This is a genomic window from Phycisphaerales bacterium, assembly GCA_040221175.1.
Classification (GTDB): Bacteria; Planctomycetota; Phycisphaerae; order Phycisphaerales; family UBA1924; genus JAHCJI01.
In genome coordinates this window covers 130,445-148,219 of record JAVJVK010000004.1, presented here as the reverse complement: position 1 = coordinate 148,219, position 17,775 = coordinate 130,445, and the positions used below count along the sequence as shown (strand labels likewise).

General features: G+C 66.3%; 9 protein-coding genes. 5 read left to right on the top strand and 4 right to left on the bottom strand.

Going from position 1 to position 17,775, the window contains the following annotated elements:
• Nucleotides 1-9: 9 nt before the first annotated feature.
• Nucleotides 10-3,996, bottom strand: coding sequence for an ATP-dependent RNA helicase HrpA (hrpA, locus tag RIE32_02760; protein MEQ9095165.1), 3,987 nt, complete (start codon nucleotides 3,994-3,996; stop codon nucleotides 10-12).
• A 173-nt stretch (nucleotides 3,997-4,169) separates the two neighbouring features.
• Between hrpA and RIE32_02755 the strand changes: the two genes are divergently transcribed.
• Nucleotides 4,170-4,976 carry a GC-type dockerin domain-anchored protein gene (locus RIE32_02755; protein ID MEQ9095164.1) on the top strand — a complete coding sequence of 269 codons (807 nt, stop codon included), beginning with the start codon at nucleotides 4,170-4,172 and terminating at the stop codon, nucleotides 4,974-4,976.
• Between the two features lies 1 nt (nucleotide 4,977).
• Here the strand turns inward: RIE32_02755 and RIE32_02750 are convergent, their stop codons facing one another.
• On the bottom strand, nucleotides 4,978-6,210 hold the full coding sequence (locus RIE32_02750) for a hypothetical protein (protein MEQ9095163.1): 1,233 nt from the start codon (nucleotides 6,208-6,210) through the stop codon (nucleotides 4,978-4,980).
• Nucleotides 6,211-6,874: 664 nt separating this feature from the next.
• Between RIE32_02750 and RIE32_02745 the strand changes: the two genes are divergently transcribed.
• Entirely contained in the window at nucleotides 6,875-9,025 is a 2,151-nt protein-coding gene (locus tag RIE32_02745) for a hypothetical protein (GenBank protein MEQ9095162.1), read from the top strand.
• Entirely contained in the window at nucleotides 9,022-12,069 is a 3,048-nt protein-coding gene (locus RIE32_02740; protein MEQ9095161.1) for a VWA domain-containing protein, read from the top strand. Before RIE32_02745 ends, RIE32_02740 begins: the two co-directional genes overlap by 4 nt.
• 114 nt (nucleotides 12,070-12,183) lie before the next feature.
• Here the strand turns inward: RIE32_02740 and RIE32_02735 are convergent, their stop codons facing one another.
• Both RIE32_02735 and RIE32_02730 read right to left on the bottom strand, forming a co-directional pair.
• Entirely contained in the window at nucleotides 12,184-12,810 is a 627-nt protein-coding gene (locus RIE32_02735; protein ID MEQ9095160.1) for a hypothetical protein, read from the bottom strand.
• Between the two features lie 81 nt (nucleotides 12,811-12,891).
• Entirely contained in the window at nucleotides 12,892-15,105 is a 2,214-nt protein-coding gene (locus RIE32_02730; protein MEQ9095159.1) for a GC-type dockerin domain-anchored protein, read from the bottom strand.
• A gap of 699 nt (nucleotides 15,106-15,804) precedes the next feature.
• Here RIE32_02730 and RIE32_02725 point away from each other — a divergent pair.
• Both RIE32_02725 and RIE32_02720 read left to right on the top strand, forming a co-directional pair.
• Nucleotides 15,805-17,085, top strand: coding sequence for an ATP-binding protein (locus tag RIE32_02725; GenBank protein MEQ9095158.1), 1,281 nt, complete (start codon nucleotides 15,805-15,807; stop codon nucleotides 17,083-17,085).
• Nucleotides 17,082-17,762 carry a response regulator transcription factor gene (locus RIE32_02720; protein ID MEQ9095157.1) on the top strand — a complete coding sequence of 227 codons (681 nt, stop codon included), beginning with the start codon at nucleotides 17,082-17,084 and terminating at the stop codon, nucleotides 17,760-17,762. Before RIE32_02725 ends, RIE32_02720 begins: the two co-directional genes overlap by 4 nt.
• Nucleotides 17,763-17,775: the final 13 nt, after the last annotated feature.

Here is a 17,775-nt window from a genome sequence, read left to right as displayed (position 1 = left end):
CGTTTGACCCTACGCCACCGTTGCCAACTCTGGCGCCACGCCCGCGGCGTCCTCGAGCACGCGCCGCCACAGCGATTCGAGCCTGGCGTCGCTCACCGGCACCGCCACGCCGAGCTCCTGGGCGTACGTCGCCACGCGCAGCTCCTCGCACATCCAGCGGTACTCGGCCAGCGCCGGGCAGCGGTCCATGGCTTCCTGTGCGGCGTCGGCGCCAAGCGCAAGCACGCGTCGGCGGCGGGCCTCGTGGTGGGCAATGCTTTGCATGGCCCGGTGGTCGCGGTCGATCGCCGTCCCGCGGAGCTTATCCAGCCGCAGGCGGTCGGCGTCGAGGTACCTGGGCAGGCGCGCAAGCCACGCCGGCGGCGTTCGAGAAAGGAACCCGCCGGGCGTGAGGGCGTGCACGTGCTCGGCGACGTCTGCGGCAGCGGCCCGCTGGGGCGGGGGGATGTCCGCCTCGGTGCGCGCTCGCAATCGCACGGCCCGGGCCAGGATCTCGTCGGCGAGCTTCACCGCCCTGTCGGCGGCCTGGCCCAGGCCCTCCAGCCCCTCTTCGATCGCCGCGTCCATCTCGTCCTTGGTGCGTGGCAGGGACTTGCCTTCCATGAACGCCATCTCGGCGACGAGCGCGAGCAGGTCGCTTCGGAGCTGGTCGGACGCGCCCAACACGGCGTAGGTTGCCAGCAAGCCGTCCATCGCCGGCAGCTTCTCCACGTGCTGCTTCAGGGCGCGGCGGGCGGCGAGCATCATCAGCCGGCGCACTCCGCGCCGGTTGACCGCCTCGGCCGCCTCGGGGCGCTCGAGCATGGCGGTGCGCACCGAGTCGCCCATGTCGACGATGGCCGGGTAGGCGACGACGTGCACGCCGGGTCGACGGATCTCGAGTTGCTCGGGTAGGCGACCAAAGTCCCACGACGTGATGCCGCGGCGGTCGGGCCAGCGGCGGTCGGCCTTCAGCAGCGCGTCGCGCAGGCGGTTGGACAGGCGGGCCTTCAGGCCCATCAGGTCGCGGCTTTGCGCAAGCTCATGGCCCTTGCCGTCGATGACGCGGATGTTGGGCCGGGTGTGCTCGGGCACCGGGGCCGCGGCAAGTTCGTCGGCGTTCACGTCTACGCCGGTGAGCTTCGCCACGTGCAGCGCGAGCGCCTCGGCCAGCGTTGGCGCGTCGGCCTGGTCCTTGGTCTGGCTGTTTGCCTCGGCAAATTCCTGAGCCACGACCTTCGCGTCGATGTTCCGCCGCACGGCCTTGGGCAGCGCTCTCAGCATCGCCTGGGCCCGCTCGGCCAGCAAGCCCGGCACCATCCAGTCCAGGTCGCTCGTGCGCAGCCGGCCGAGGGCCTCGATCGGTACGTTCACCGTCACGCCGTCGTCGGCCTCGCCGGGCTCGAAGCGATAGGTCAGCGGCAGGCGCGTGCCACTGACATCGACCTTATCGGGGTACTTCTGCGGCGTGATGGCCGAGGCGTCATTGAGCAGCAGGTCGCCGGTGGTCATCTCCAGGCGGCCGGGCTCTTCCTTCTCGATCTGCCTGCGCCAGGTCTCGAAGCGTTCGGCGGTCCACACGTTGTCGGGCAGTCGCTTCTCGTAGAACGCGAAGCGTCGCTGGATGTCGGCGACCAGATCCCGCCTGCGGGCCTTGTCCTCGAGCGTGCGTAGCTCGTCCTGGAGTTGCTTGTTTGCCTCGAGGGCCTTGGCGTCGGTCTTGAGCTGGCCGTCCACCAGCCCATGATGGATGAACAGCTCCCGCGCCTCGGCAGGGTTCACGCGGCCGTAGTCGACGCGGCGCTTGGCGATGATCTCGAGTCCGAACAGCGAGACACGCTCGAACGCGTAGACCTTGCCGCTTCCAGCGCGGAAGTGGGGGTTCTCGTAGGTTCGTTTGCAGAGGTCGCCGGCGACCTGCTCGATCCACGTCGGCCGAACGCGCGCACACGTGCGGGCGAAGAGCTTGGTGGTGCGCACGAGTTCGGCCGACACGATCCAGTCGAGGGCTGGCGCATCCTTCCGCTTAGCGCCCTCGAGGATGGAGCTGCTCGGGTGGATCACGAAGCTCTGGCCAACGCCCTGGAACTCCTTCTTGTCGCCCTTCTTGCCGATGCCGCCCAGGAAGCCGGCAAGGATCGCCTTGTGGATCTCGCTGTAGGTCGCCGGCTTGCTGTTGATGTGGTAGCCAAGCTCGGCCATCAGCCCGCGGAGCTGCTTCTGCGTGTCGATCCACTCGCGCATCCGCGTGAAGCTGAGCATGCGGCTGCGGCAGAGGTTTCCAAGGCGACCAGTGGTGATGTTGCGCCGCCCGCCGTGGGCGATCTCCCAGAGGTTCCAGTATGCCAGGAAGTCGCTCTCGGGGTGGTCGTACTCGGCGTGCAGCTCGTCGGCCTGGTCGCGCTTGTCGAAGGGGCGCTCGCGCGGGTCCTGCACGCTCAAGGCGCTGGCGATGACCAGAACCTCGTTCAGGCAGTCTTCCCGAGCTGCGGCGATCAGGATGCGGCCGATGCGTGGGTCGATCGGCAGGCGGGCCAGCTCGCGACCGATCTTCGTGAGCTTCTGCTCCTCGTCGATAGCGCTCAGCTCACGCAGCGTCTGTAGGCCGTCCTGCACGGCCCGGCGGTCCGGACGCTCGAGCAGCGGAAAGTCCTCGATGTCGCCCAGCTTCAGGGCCTTCATCTGCAGGATGACGCCGGCCAGGTTCGTGCGGACGATCTCCGGGTCGGTGAAGCGTGGCCGGCTCTCGTAGCTGTTCTCGTCGTACAGGCGCACGCAGATGCCCGGCCCCACGCGGCCACACCGCCCGGCCCGTTGGTCGGCGGATGCGCGGCTGATGTTTTCGATGGGCAAGCGCTGCACACGCGTGCGCGGGCTGTAGCGGTTCAGGCGGGCAAGGCCGGGATCGACGACGTAGCGGATGCCCGGCACGGTAATCGAGGTCTCGGCGACGTTGGTCGCCAGGACGATGCGCCGCCCGCCGCCGGGCTTGAAGACGCGGTTCTGTTCTTCTGCCGATAGTCGCGAGTAGAGCGGCAGCACCGAGCGACCGACTTCCTTTCCCTTCTCCAGGCTCTTGGCGACCTCGCGGATCTCGCGCTCGCCGGGCAGGAAGACCAGCACGTCGCCCTGGCCCTCGCGGCAGGCGTTGTTCACAGCGTCAACGGTGGCCTTCACCAGCTCGCGGGTATCCGTTAGGTCGACGCCCGGCGGCTCGTATCGCAGCTCGACCGGATACGTCCGGCCCGAGACCTCGAGGATCGGCGCGTCGTCGAAGTGTCGGCTGAACCGCTCGGGGTCGATGGTCGCGCTGGTGACGATGATGCGCAGGTCGGGGCGCTTGGGCATGAGCCGCTTGAGATAGCCCAGCAGGAAGTCGATGTTCAGGCTGCGCTCATGCGCTTCGTCGACGATGATGGTGTCGTACTTGTCCAGCCAGCGGTCGCGCTGGGTCTCGGCCAGCAGCACGCCATCGGTCATCACCTTCACGGCGGTGTCCTCGCTGTGCCGCTCATCGAAGCGAACCTGGTAGCCGATCAGGCCCCCCAACTCGACGCTCAGTTCCTCGGCGATGCGGGCCGACACGCTGCGGGCCGCGATGCGGCGGGGCTGGGTGTGCCCGATCAGTCCGGCCGCGCCGCGGCCCAGGTTCAGGCAGATCTTGGGAAGCTGCGTGGTCTTGCCCGAGCCCGTCTCGCCACAGATGACCACCACCTGGTTGTCGCGGATGGCTTCTTCGATCTGCGGCCGCGCCTCGAGCACGGGCAGGTCCAGGTCGAAGTCGGGCGTGGGGATGGCGCGGGCACGCTCGGCCCGGCGATCGATAGAGGTTTCGAGCCGATTGCCCAGCGCGGCGACGAGGCCGGGCGTCTCTTGGCCGCTCTGCCCTCGGGCGAGTTGGTCTCGCAGGGCGCGCAGCTCGCGTCGCAGGCGTCGTCGATCCGCGACCATTGCCTCGTCGAGACGCCCCAACAGGCCGCGGACGTCGTTCAGGATGTCCCGAGTGTTCGATGCCATTGTTCCACCGGCATCGTAGTTCGCATTTCGGTGGGTTCGGTAGCGGCAGGCTGCAGGCCAGCATCAATTTGGGAATGGCGTTCGTTTGGCAGGTTTGCTTCACGATCGGAGGCCGATCGATTACAATACGGGGTGAGAGTGCATGAAAGCGCCGCTTAGTGGGAGGTAGAGCCATGATTCTCAGGAAGACGTTGTTTGCGTGGGTCGTCGGGCTCGTGCTGGCCGCATCGGCGTTGGGCCAGCAGCCGATCGACCCCGTCGGCCGATCCGCTTCGGCCTCAGCTTTTGCGGACGGTGAGCAGCGGGTTCGATTCGAGCAGTTGTACCGGCCGTTTGACGTGGACTTCCAGGTCGGCGCAAGCCCGGCCAGTGTCTCGTCGGTCGATCTCGTCTCGGGCCCGACTGGCCCCTTGAGCTTCGAGGTCGATGCAGAACTCAACGTCACCGCGACGACCGGTGGCGTGCCCGACGGTCGTGCCACGTCGTTCGCCACGGAGAACCTGCTGATCGACGTGGATGCCTCCACGCCGTTCACGCTCGCGGCGGTCTATGGCAGATCGGAGATATCCGGGGCCGCGGCCAACAGCGGTACGCTGCGGCTTCTGGTCGTCGACGAGGGCGTTATCGTGCTGAGTTCGGGCGAGCGGGTGTCCGAGATCGTGCTACGGACGAGCGACAGCGCGACGGGAGAGACCGCGGCGGGACGCCTTGAGCCCGGGACGTATCGCCTGCGCGTGGAGTTTTCCAGCAATGCCGCGGCCATCGGCGGCGATGCGTCGGCCAACTTCGAAGCGAGCGCGTTCTTTGCCACCACCTGCCGCGCCGACGTGACGGCCGATGGCGTGCTGGACCTCTTCGACTTCCTCGATTTCCAGATCCTGTTCTCGCAGAGCAACCCGCGTGCCGACTTCACCGGAGACGGCATCTTCGACATCTTTGATTTCTTGAGATTTATCTCGACCTTCCAGGACGGTTGTTGAGTCATCGTCTCGGATTGCGGCCGGTGCGCGGACGCGCGGGCGTTCGTGGCGGCGGGCCGACGCGGCGCGAGGGCTGGGGGGGCGTCGGCTCGGGCTCAGGATCAGCGTCGGCAGTGGATTCTTCCTGCCCGATCGGTTCGCCCGTCGAAGATGATTCTTCATTGACACGTGCAAAGACGAGCCGGCCGGCGGAAGTCTGCAGCGTTGAGCGGACTGTCAGCATGACCCGTTCGCCAATGAGGTCGCCGCCATCCTCGGCCACAATCATGGTTCCGTCGTCCAGATAGCCCACTGCCTGGCCTTGCTGCTCGCCGGCGCGTAACAGATGGACTTCGATCCGCTCGCCCGGCATGACGTTCGAACGCATGGACTGGGCGATGGTGTGCAGGTTCAGGACGCGGACGCCGTGGATGTTGGCGGCTCGCTCGAGTCCGCTATCGGTGGTGATGATGGTCGCGGGCGTGCGCTGGCCAAACTCGATGAGCGCCTGATCGACTTCCGGCGCGTGCTGAGTGACGGATTCGACGCTGACCTCGATGGCGCTGGATCGCTGAAGGCGACGCACGGCGTCCAAGCCCGCTCGGCCCCTGGTCCGCTTCATCTTGTCGTGGCTGTCGCTGAGACGCTGGAGTTCGTCGAGCACGAACTGGGCGACGATGAGCCGGCTCTGGAACAGGCCCGTTTCGGCCATCGCAATTACGCGACCGTCGATGAGGGCGCTGGTGTCGAGCAGCCAGGGTTGGGGGCCGCGGATCTGCCGGCTGAACTCGACGTAAGGGATGACGAGCCGGAGATCGTCCTGCGTCTGGAACACGGTGACGATGGCCAGGTAGGCAAGGCCGATGCCCAGCAGGATCTTGCCCATGGCCATGAGCTCGGGCAGGTCGATGCCCCAGGCCTGGACCACGACGTCGATGACCGTCCAGAGCACGAGCGTGGCCACCGTTGCCAGGACCAGACCAACGAACACGCTGACCAGCGTGGCGATCTTCTTGCGTGGCGTCAAGAGGTCGATGGCGATCGCACATCCGGCGATGACCACGGCGGCGATCATCGTCGCCCACCAATACAGGCTGGCCAGGGGAGTTTCGTCCGGGTCGCCCTCAATGGGCGGGCGGAGCACGAACAACAGCGCGACGGTCAGGAACAGTGCAAAGAACCCGACGCGAACGATCGTGACCAGCAGGAAACGCTGGCGACGCTGGCTTTCGATGGGGTCCAACCCTGCTGACATCGCGTTCCCCGGGCCTGGATGGCTCGTGCCCAAATGGACATGCCCACCATCGACCATACGTTCCCAGACGCTTCCGTGTTGCCGTGGCGTGGCTCGGGCGGCCAGCGACGGCATTGCTATCGGTCCGAGCGTCCGGTATCATCCGCTCGCTCGTTCCCGCTCTGGTTGGTGGCCGGGCCCGGTGCGTGGGTGGCCACGTGAACCGGGTCAGGGCCTGACCGCAGCAGCCCTAAGCGGCGGCTGCCCGGCGCCGCCGGTGTCCTGGCCACCAACCAGAGCGGGTTTCAGCGAGCCACGCGGGTGTCCGTGGAGGGGTCCAGGGATCCCCGATCGTCCCGGTCGGCATCGCACCGGCCCGTGCAATCCGTCGTATAGATGGCTGTACGAGGCTCTCACGCAGGCCATGACGCCAGACCGCCAAAATCTGCCAACGCCCTCCCGAACGCTCCGGCTGGCAAGGCTCATCGTCCGTCGACACCGGCTGGCCGATGCAATTTCGTGGGCAAGCCGGGGGCTGTTCGCTGCCGGAGCCCTCGCGATCGTGCTTGTCGTCGTGGCGCGTGGGCTCACGGACGCGCCTTGGGCCAGCTATGCCGTGGTCGGGTTGGCGCTTGCCGCAATCGTGGCGTCGCTGGCTTGGGCGTTCTCCCGCCATCGATCCATCGTGGCAGCCGCTGCTCAGGCAGACGAACACGCGGGCCTCCATGACGCGATGGCCAACGCGGTCCTGCTCGCCCACCGTCTGGACAGCCAGGACCGTGGCTTCGCCGCGCTCGCCATCGCTCGTGCCGAGGCGGCCGCGGGCGAGGTTCGACCGACCGACGTTGCTCCGCTGCGGCTGGGGATGGTGACGATCCTCGGGCCCTCGGTCGTCGCCGTCGCGATCGCCGCCGCGGTTTTCATCCCTCCGTGGGGTCGCCAGCCGACCGCCATCGAGACGTCGGTTGCTCGAATCGATCCGCAAGAGGTCGAACGAGCACAACGCGGCATCGAGGGTCTCGCCAAAGCGATCGAACAGCAGGCCGCCGAGTCGCGAGATCCCGAGCAAGGCGGCGTGAACGATCGCCTGCAACGGGAACTCGATCGGCTGCGCGAGATCGAAGAGGAACTCGCCAGCGGTTCGCGCGATCCGTTGGAAGCAATCGGTGAGGCCGCTGCGGCTACCACGGAAGCCGCCGAAGCCATGGAAGAAGAGGCGCAGCGTCGCGAACTGGCGGACGAAGCTCTTCGCGATGCACTCTCCAGGCTGGAGCCGTCGGCCGACCCGCAAAGGCTCGACGAGGATTCGTTTCGCGGGGCCGCCGAGAGGCTGGCCGATGCAGTCGAGCGGGGTGATCTCGACCGAGCGGCCGAAGCGGCCGAGGAACTGCGAGAACGATCACGCGATCCTGAGTTGGCGCCCGCACAACGCCAGGAGGCGGCCGAAAGGCTGCGGGACCTTGCCGATCGAATGGAGGATCAGTCGCGGCAAGCAGAAGGCGCGCCCAGCCCGGCGAGCGACGTGCCGCCGGCCGAACCGGCCGAGCGCGAGCCGTCGCCTGATGCATCGTCCGATTCGTCAACCGGTTCTTCAGCCGAGGACCGTTCCGCTGAGCGGCCTGATCCACCCGAATCTGGCCAGTCGGACGAGCCGCGGAAGCCCACGGAACCGGTAGCCGAGCCAAACCAGGGCCAATCCGAGTCGGAATCGACCGAATCGAGCCGGCCGAGCGAGCAGGCTCCTGGTCAGCCAAAGGCGGACGAAGATCCTCAGGCCGAGGGCGGTGCCGAATCTGAGCGGCGCGAGCAGGCGCAGCGAGACGCGCAAGAGCAGCAGCAGCGGCTCCGTGAGGCGATGCGCGAGCAGGCGGATGAGATCGAACGGTCGCCGACGGATCAAGAGCAACGCCAACAGGGCGATCAGCCGAGCGAGGGCCAGCAGCAAGAGGGCCAGCAAGGCGAAGGGCCGCGGGAAGAGAGTCCTGAACAACCCGGGCAAGCGCCCGGCCAGCAACCCGAGCCTTCGGGCGCCGAGCCGAGCGAACCCCCCGGGCAGCAACCCGGCCAGCAGCAGCCCGATCCGCAGCAGGGCGAGCCTCAACAGACGCCATCAGCTGATCCGGATCAGTCCGCTGAGCGTCAGTCGGGGACACAGCAGGCGCCTGAGCAACAGACCGGCGAACAGCAGCCCGGCCAGAAGCAGTCGGGCGAGACGCGCCCGGGACAGCAGGGTGGTGAAGCTCGACCCGGCGAGCGCGAAGGTCTCTCCGAGCGACTCCGTGAACTCGCCGATCGGCCGCGCGACGCCCAGCGGCAGCAGCAACAAGCCGAGGAGTTGCGTCGGCGGGCGCGAGAGGCGTTCGACGAGTTGTCGCCGCAGGAGCAGCGGGAATTGCTCGACCGGTTGCGCGAACAGCAGGGCCAGCAGTCCTCCGATGGACAAGCGGGCCTGGCGCCCGATGGAGAGCAGCCCGACGGCTCCGAGGGGCAGCGACTTGGAGACGGTGGCGGCGAGCAAGGCGACCCAGCGGCAGAGACAGACCCGTGGCAGCGTGAACTGATGGACTTGCCCCCCGGCGAACAGCGAAGCGATGAGGCAATGCGGACCGTGGCCGAGTGGTTTGGCGAGGGGCGCGATGCGCCAGGTGATGGCTTGCCGAGGGTCACCGAAGACGTTCGCCAAGCGGCCCGCGGGGCACAAGAGGCCATCGAGCGTGAGCGCGTTCCCCGGCGTCGCAGCGAACTGATCCGCCGAGTCTTCCAGCGCTATGCCGAGCGATTCGGTGAGCAGCAAGACGCACCAACGAATTCGTCTTCGGGTGGCGGCGGCTCGTGAGGCAGTTCGCGTTCGACAACGCATGGTGGTTGCTCGCTGCTGTTGCGGCCATTCCCCTGGGCTTGATTGCGTTGGCGGCCTTTCGGACGATGACGCGGTTGCGGCGGGGAACGGCTGCAATCACTCGGGTCATCTTGTTCTCGTTGCTTGCCGTGGCGCTGGCCGGTATCAGCGGCGTCCGAGAGAACGATCGGATGGCCGTCGTCGTGGCCGTCGACGTGTCGGGCTCGGTGCTTCGCTACGGCCTGGCCGAAGACCTGCCCGGCCAGTCGCCCGTGCTTCGCGCCAGGGCTTTTGTCGAGGCATCCAGTGAGGCCCGCACACGCGAAGACGTGCTGGGCGTTCTGGCGTTCGCCGAGAGACCGGTGCCGGTCGTGTCACCAACGGCTGGCCCGGTGTCCGATCGGGCGTTGCCGGAACTTGGCGAACAAGGCACGGACATCGCCGGTGCGCTCAATGCCGCCGCGGCGATGATCCCCACCGATGCCGCCGGGCGAATCGTGCTCATCTCGGACGGGAACGAGACTGCCGGCGATGCGTTAGAGGCGGCGGAGCGACTCGCCCGAGCTCGAGCCGTGGGCGAAGGCGCACGGGGCGGCCTGCCCATCGATGTCCTGCCCATCGAATACCGCGTGGAGCGTGAGGTTGTCGTCGAGTTCGTCGACGCGCCGCCCCGGGCCGCGCGACGCAGCGTGGCGCCCGTGCGTGTGGGCTTGAACGCGACGGCGCCAGCAGCTGGCACCCTGCGGCTCTTGATGAACGGGCAAGATACCGGCCAGCAACGGCGTGTCTTGCTGGACGAAGGCCGGAGCGTCGAGGTCTTTCAGGTTCCCTTGCCCGAGGGGCGGATCCATCGCTTCGAAGCCGTGTTCGAACCCGAAAGCCGTGGCGGACTGGTGGCCGATACGTCGCTTGCGAACAACACGGGCAGGGCGTTCACGATTTCACCGGGCGAAGGTGCTGTGCTGCTCATCCGGGGCGACGGAATCGCCCAGGGCCAGACGTTGGCCGACACACTGAATCGCCTGGGCCTCACGGTAGAGAGCCGATCTCCCGCGGGCGTGCCGACCGATCTGGTCGCGTTCGAGGCCTACGACCTCGTCCTTCTCGTCGGCGTCGGGGCCGATGAGATTCCCGTCGATGCGCAGGACACCCTCGCAACGTTCGTGACCGAACTCGGCGGCGGCCTGATCATGATCGGCGGTCAGCGATCGTTTGGCTCGGGCGGCTGGCGAGGTTCGTCCGTCGAGGCCCTGCTCCCCGTGCACCTGGACCTGCCCCAGCGAGTCCAGACGCCCGAGGTGGCCATCGCCATCGTCTTGGACAACTCCGGCAGCATGCGGCGCAGCGTGCTGGGCTCGGCTCGATCACAGCAGAAGATCGCCAACGAGGCAGCGTCCCTGGCCGTCTTGAATCTGCACGATACCGATCAGGTCGCGGTAATTTCCTTCAACAACGCAACCAACCTTGTCGTGCCCATCGGGCCGAACACCAATCCTCGAGACACCGCGGCGAGGATCCGCGGGATTCCGTCTGGTGGCGGCACACGCGTCGGCCCGGCATTGCGATTGGCGGCCGAGCAGGTGGCCAGCGTCGATGCGAAGAGCCGGCACATCATCGTGCTCACCGACGGGCTTTCGACCGATGCCCAGGTCTTGCCGGGGCTCGCCTCGCAGATCCATGCTCGCGACATCACGATCAGCACGATCGCGGTGGGCGATGCGGCCGACACCGAAACGATGAAGCAGGTGGCTGATGCCGCCGACGGCACGTTCTACAACGTCATCAATCCGAACGTGCTGCCGCAGGTGTTCCTTAGTGAGGTGCAGGTCACCCGCTCGCCGCTCGTCCGCGAAGGGCAGATCACGCCGGTGGTGCTGCCATCGCCATCGCCCGCAACCGCCGGGCTCGACACGCCGCCGATGCTCGAGGGCATCAACCTGACCCGTGCAAAGGACGAGCCGACTATCACGCTGGCTATGGTCACCCGGCAGGGCGAGCCGTTGCTTGCGCATTGGAACGCTGGCCTCGGTCAGGTAGCTGCCTTTACGTCGGATACGGATCGGTGGGCGAACCAATGGGTGACTTGGTCGGGCTACGAGCGATTCTGGGGCCAACTCGTGCGTGCCATGAGCCGCAACACCGAGGATGCAGGCTTGGCCATGAGCGTGAGTCCCGATTCGGGTCGGCTGGCGGTTGAGGTCGAGGCGTACGACGAAGATGGTGTCCCCATCGATGGGATCGCGGCGCAGGCAACGATCTACGACCCAGAGGGACGGGCGAGCGAAGTCTCACTAGCGCAGGTCGGCCCGGGCGCGTACGAAGCAACCGTGCCAACCGGCGGGCCCGGCTCATACGTGGTGGTCGTCCGACCAACACGTGGGAACAATCCACTACCACCGATGCTCGCGGGCGTGCCGATCTCCGGCGGCCGTGAGTATCGAAGCCTCGCAACTGATACCCCCTTGTTGCGAGCGATTGCCGAAGCGACGGGCGGCCGCGTATTGAGCTTCAGCGATGCTCAGCGCGTGTTCGATCGCGCCGACGTGAGTCCCAGCGAATCTCGATCGCCCTTGTGGAGGATTGCCCTGGGGTGGGCGATGGTGGTGCTGGTCCTGGACATCGGCACTCGCCGCGTGGCGTGGGATCGCCTGCTCAGCAGCGCCTTCGGGGCTGACTGGCTGCGCGCGACGGCCACGCTGCGCAGCCAGGGTAGGGCCGCGGGCCAATCGATCGGCGCTCTGCGGACGCAGACGGGAGCCAAGGCCAACGATCGTCTGCGGCGAACCCGACCATCCGACGTTGATGTTTCTGCAACAGAGGCCGATGCGCAGCGGTCGGCCCACGAAGCCCAGCAGCGAATCCTCCGGGCGCGCGCCGAGAGGACGGCCGCTTCCGCGTCGGAAACACCGCCACCAGCCGGAGCCAGGCCCTCGAAGGTCGATCAGCCAGCGAAGCCGGCCAAGGCCGAGAGCGACGAACCTTCCGAGAGTGGCTTGCTCGCGGCCAAACGCCGGGCCCGTGAACGGTTCGAAGGCGACTGAAGGGTCTTATCGCTCGATGTCTGGAAAGAAAACGCCCCGCGACCTTTCGGACACGGGGCGTGATTGAGCCAATCAAGGCGAACCGATCAGTAATTCATCGGTTCGATTGTCGATTCAGCTGCCGGCGGACTGGCCCGAGCTCGCCTCGAGGGCGACGGCCACTTCCTCTTCCTGCGGGCTGAAGCGACGGATCTGGGCGGCGACATCGTCGAGGATGCCGGCCTTGGTCCGCTCACGCAGGACCTCGTTCTGGGCCAGCAGATCGCTGATCTTGTCGGCCGAGAAGGGCTTGATGCCCGCGGCGTCGGCCAAGGCCGACTCTTGGGCGATGCGGTTGGCATCGACCCGCTCGGGCAGTTCCGGCGTGCCGAACCAGATCTTCACCTTGCTGAGGTCCATGGCCTTCTCGCCGGTGATCTCGGCGCCGACGACGGCGACGACGTAACCCGAGCGATAGCCCACGTTCAGCCGCTCGGCCGTGGTGTCACCCACGTAGAGCACCGGCTCGGCGCTCTGGCGGGGGTACACCAGGTCGGGGTTGACCTTCAGCACGATGATGTAGCCGCTGTCCACCACCGGACGCTCGGCGCGCCAGGTGCTGGCCTCACCCTGCTCAAGGGTGAACGGCTGGGCGAAGACGATGTCCTGGACCGCCGCCGGCGTGGCGGGGGTCTGCGGCGGAGCGGCGACGACGGCAGCTGCCAGAACGGACGCCGCGAGGGTTGTGTTCAGAATCTTCATGGCTTTCTGACTCCGATGGTAATCGGTGATCGTTCAGTTCAGTCCATGCCCCATGGGCGTGGAACCCGTGGTGAGGCGAGGTTAACGGAGCAGCTCGAGGTCATCGAACCCGATGCGGCCGCGGTTGGTGCCGAAGGACGGCCCAAACTCGAACCGGACTTGGTCGATGTTGCTGAGGTCGAGCGTCCGCCCGTCACGCAGGAAGTCCTGGATGTTGATGCGATACGTCTCGAACTCGTTGGCCCAGCCCGTTCCCGTACCGGCGCCGGTGCGGGGGAAGGGCTCGTTCAGGCCAGCGTTGCCGTAGGCCCCGATGTTGATCGAGCTGGAGTTGCCGTCGCCATCGATGACGGTCACCGTGAACGTCTGGTTCGCGGTAATCGCGATGGTGTCGGGGTGACGCGTGCCCTGGCAGGCGCGGAAGCTCAGCGTGCTGTACTGCGTCCAGTCGCTGTACAGCGGCACGCCCAGCAGGTCCCACTGCAGGAAGCGATCGATGCTGTAGTCGAACACGATGCCGCTGGTCTGATCGCCGCCGTTGTCGGCGCGCGTCATGCCGTTCATCGGGTCGCTGGTCAGCCAGGTGAACGACGTGTTGTTGTCGTCCAGGCGCCCTTCCACGAAGTTGGTGACGTTGAAGCTCACCGTGGCGCCCGAGCTGGCGATCGTCGTCGACGGCTGCGACTGGAAGTCATCGATGATGGTCTTCTGCGACAGGTCGAACGCGGCCTTGTACTCGTTCACGACGTTGGTCGAGCTGCGCACGCCCAGGGGCTGCGTGCTCTCCTTCTCGCGCTGCACAAACTCCATGGCAACCTCGTTGCCACGGACGGCGTTCTGGATCAGCACCAGCCAGGCGATCTTTGCCACTTGCTGAGCCTCGGCGCGGCCGATCTGAAGGGCGGCCGGACCCGTGTAATCGTTGAAGCCACAGCAGTTGAAGTCGTTGTGGTCGGCGCCCAGCACGTAGGTGTTGGTGCGCTGGTTGTCGCCTTCTTCGGTGTTGGCGCGCTCGTAGATGGCGAAGTACTGGACGACCGGAGTCGTCGGGCCGCCGTTCACGTCGCCATCGCCCGAGCCGGCGATGTGGTGGTGGTTCGAGCCACCGGGGTTCGACCTGCTGGTCAGCAGGAAGTCCGTCGGTGCGATGCTCGACACCAGATTAATGTCGCTGAGCGAATAGTTGACCGGGCTGTAGATGCCCGTCTCGATCTTGTTCCATGCTCGAGCGACGCCCTCGCCGCCACGGCTGTGGCCGATCCACGAGGTCTGGCTCTTGTCCAGGCGACCGTTCAGCACGCCGCCAGCGATCGTCGACAGGTTGCCCCAGAAGTAATCGGTGTGGCGCAGGATCGTCTCGCTGGCCGTCTCGATACCCGGAACGGTGTCGTTCTGGTGGCTCATCACGACCCAGCCGTGGCTGGCGAAGTGATCGTGCATGTAGTCGTACCAGCGGTAGTCCTGGCCGTTGCCGTGGGCGATGATGACCACCGGCACGTTGTCGCGGCTGGCGATGTCGCTGGGGTAGGTCAAACGCTGCTGGTTGCGACCAGACGGGATGCCCGGGAAGGTCGCCGTGTAGGTCTCAACGCGAGTACGGGCAGCCGGGCCGAGCGTGGTCAGGTCCTTGAACAGCCACATGCCGGCATCGTCAAGGCCGTCGATGATGTCGCCAGCATCGAGCATGCCGTTGCGGTTGACGTCGATCACGACGTCATAGGGCACGCCGAGATCTTCACCGGCATCATCGTTCAGGAAGCTCACGCCGCCCATCTCGACCTGGTTGTCCGCCGTGGAGGCGCCACCGCTGAACGTGCCCGGCTGGGCGAACCCGCGAGCGTCGGTCAGGGTGGGGTCGCTGTCCCATTCGGCAGCCGTCTTGTCGGCCACGATGTAGATGTCCACCGTGCCCGTGGGCGGGGTGGTCACGCCCGGGTCGATCGACACCCAGAACGAACGGCCGCCCTGGAACGCCCTCACATAGTCGGCGTGGGGGAATTCGTTGAGGTCTTCCGAGGCCAGTTCGGCCGAGATGATGTCGCCCGAGGGGCAGCCCATGGCGAACTCGTTCTGGAACTCCAGGAAGTCGAAGATGTCCAGACGACCGTTGCCATCGAAGTCGGCACGCAGGTCGCCCGCATCGAACAGGTTCTGGAACTCAAGGAAGTCGAAGACCGTCAGGTCGCCGTCCCCGTCAAGGTCTGCGCGGCAGGTGCCCTGGGCGTTCGCCGTGGCGGCGAAGACCAAGCCAGCCGCGGCGGCCAATGAGGCCGCGCGACGGAATTGCATCGGCATGAGTGCTCTCCTCTGAATTTGGTGTACCGTGATCTCTCTGTACCGTTCCGTTGATCCAGTGTACCAGCAACCCCCCGTAATCGGGAGGAAAATGCGGATAATTGGCAGGCGATGCGGGGTTCTAGGACCTGACAGCCCGAACACATCCGCTCCGCCCCTCGGCCTACAAGGGATGCGCACCCTCCGTTACCCCGGCCAAGAGCGCCCAATCGGGTACCCTTAGGAATAATTGGTATCCCGTAAGAGTTATCGTCAATGGCTAGGGATTATCCTCGTCTCGCTCCAATGGCAGTCGGGGGGTTCTTGAATACCACAATGGAGTCGAAGGCGATCGGGACCCCGCTGACAGGGATTTCGGTCGGAGCGCCAGCCATGATCCGTGACGAGCGACAACCACAAGAGCCCGCCGATGCCACGCAACACGTGGCGACGGCCCGGATTATGGAGTCGCATCCCTCGCCCGCTTTCGGCTTGCGGGTCCATGACGCCGGGTTCGACGTGGCGTGGGCCAACGCGGCCGGCAGAGTTCTCCGTACCTTCGAAGCGGCCCTGCAAGCGGCGGGCCTTGGCCCGCGGTTCGGCGAAGAACTTCATCGAGCCCTCAAGGCGGCCCGGCCCTGCAGCCTCCGGGATCCTTCCAGCCCGCACGTGCGCGTCGAAGTTGCCCCTGAGATTGGAGGCGAGCCAAATGCATGGCTCGTGCTCATCGAGGCAGATCACGCGGCACAAGCCCAAGGCATCGCGTCTTCCCTGGTTGAGGGGAACGGTGGCTCGATGGAACTCCTGGTCGCGGCTCTGGACGTGATGCCCGCAGAGGTAGCATTGCTCGACAACACCGGCCGAATCATGGCGGTGAATCGTGCCTGGCGGGAATTTGCTCGGCTGAACGGATTGGAATCCGACGACGCCTGTATTGGCTCGAACTACCTCGAGGCGTGCGATCAGGCGGACGGCGAAGCCGCGGCGGAAGCCAGTGCGGTTGCATCCGGCCTTCGATCGGTGCTGGCCGGCCAGCAGACGGCCACCTATGTCGAGTATCCATGCGACAGCCCCGAGGAGCAGCGGTGGTTCCAGGTTCGTGCCACCGGTTTTGCCTGGAACGGAACCCGGTATGCGGTGGTGGCGCACGAGTCATTGACCGAATCCAAGCGAGCCGAGCAGCAGCACCGTCAGCAACTCGATGAGATGGCCCATCAGTGGCAGAAGAATTCGCTGGGCGAATTGGCCAGCGGAATCGCCCACGAACTGAACCAGCCCCTGGGCGCCATCACCAACTACATGAATGGCTGCCTGCGCCGACTCGAAGCCGGCACCATCGACCGAGAGCAACTCATCAAGACGGTGCGTGGCTGCGCCGAGCTTGCGGAGTTTGCTGGTGGCATTATTAAGCGGATGCGTGGGTTTGCGACCCATTCGACCTTGCAGTATCAGCCCATGTCGCTGAACGAAGCCGTCGGACAGGCCATGCGCTTCTATAAGGCCAGTCCGGAGAGCGGGCGAGTTCGACTGCGGGTGGAACTGGCGGACGATCTGCCAGACGTCCGAGCCGACGAGGTGCAGATCCAGCAGGTAGCCCTGAATCTGCTGCGCAATGCACGCGACGCGGTCATCGGGTCGGCCGGAGCTTCACCCGCGACGGTCAGGGTGCGGACGTTCATGGACGAGCAAGGGATGGTGTGCCTGTCGGTCAGCGACAATGGCAAGGGCCTGCCCGATGGCTGCGAGAGCCGCTTGTTCGAACCATTCTTTTCGACCAAGAGCAAGGGGATGGGCCTGGGCCTGTCCATCAGCAAGACCATCGCCGAAGTGCATGGCGGGCGTCTGAGTGCCTGCAATGCACCCGGCGGAGGAGCCGTGTTCGAACTCCATCTTCCCGCCCTGCAACGTGCAGGCGGCTTGCGGAGCGAGCACGCGACCCATTCGAGCGACTCGGTCGCTCCCAATCCAACCCAAACCAAGAGCCAAGGAGGCGCCGCATGAGCCAGGTTCAGACCGAAGACAGTCCTATCACCAAATCGGCCACGGTGTTCGTGGTTGATGATGATCCCTCGATGCGCGATTCGCTTCGCTGGCTGATCGAATCGGTCGGCCTCAACGTCGAGCCGTTCGCCAACGCCGACGCGTTCCTCGAGGAGTTCACCGGCGACGTGCCCGGCTGCCTCGTGCTCGACGTGCGCATGCCCGGCACCAGCGGCATGGAACTGCTGGACATGCTCAAGGGGCGCGGGGTCAAGCTCCCGATCATCATGATCAGCGGTCACGGCGATGTTCCCATGGCCGTCCAGGCGCTCAAGCGGGGTGCCATCGACTTCCTCGAGAAGCCCTTCCGCGACCAGGAACTGCTCGAGCAGATCTCGCGCGCGATCGAAGTGGACGAGGAGCGTCGCCAGAAGGCCGCCAGCGTGGCTGGCATCCGCGGCCGGCTCGAGAAGCTCACCCCCCGCGAGCGTGAGGTCATGGAGTTGGTCGTCGACGGCTACGCCAACAAGCAGGTGGCCGCCAAGCTGGGCCTGAGCGAGAAGACCATCGAAGTCCATCGCTCGCGCGTCATGAGCAAGATGCGGGCCAAGACCCTGCCTTGCCTGGTCAAGATGGCCGTCGCCGTGGGCGTGGCCGAGGCGACCGACTGCGCCGAGCAGGACACCAGCACGGTCTGACCGGTCGGCATCT

Bases quoted from the DNA above. Each gene is read 5' to 3' on its own strand.
- RIE32_02755 (MEQ9095164.1), top strand. From the start codon at position 4,170: ATGATTCTCAGGAAGACGTTGTTTGCGTGGGTCGTCGGGCTCGTGCTG.
- RIE32_02750 (MEQ9095163.1), bottom strand. From the start codon at position 6,210: ATGTCAGCAGGGTTGGACCCCATCGAAAGCCAGCGTCGCCAGCGTTTC.
- hrpA (MEQ9095165.1), bottom strand. From the start codon at position 3,996: ATGGCATCGAACACTCGGGACATCCTGAACGACGTCCGCGGCCTGTTG.
- RIE32_02730 (MEQ9095159.1), bottom strand. From the start codon at position 15,105: ATGCCGATGCAATTCCGTCGCGCGGCCTCATTGGCCGCCGCGGCTGGC.
- RIE32_02720 (MEQ9095157.1), top strand. From the start codon at position 17,082: ATGAGCCAGGTTCAGACCGAAGACAGTCCTATCACCAAATCGGCCACG.
- RIE32_02735 (MEQ9095160.1), bottom strand. From the start codon at position 12,810: ATGAAGATTCTGAACACAACCCTCGCGGCGTCCGTTCTGGCAGCTGCC.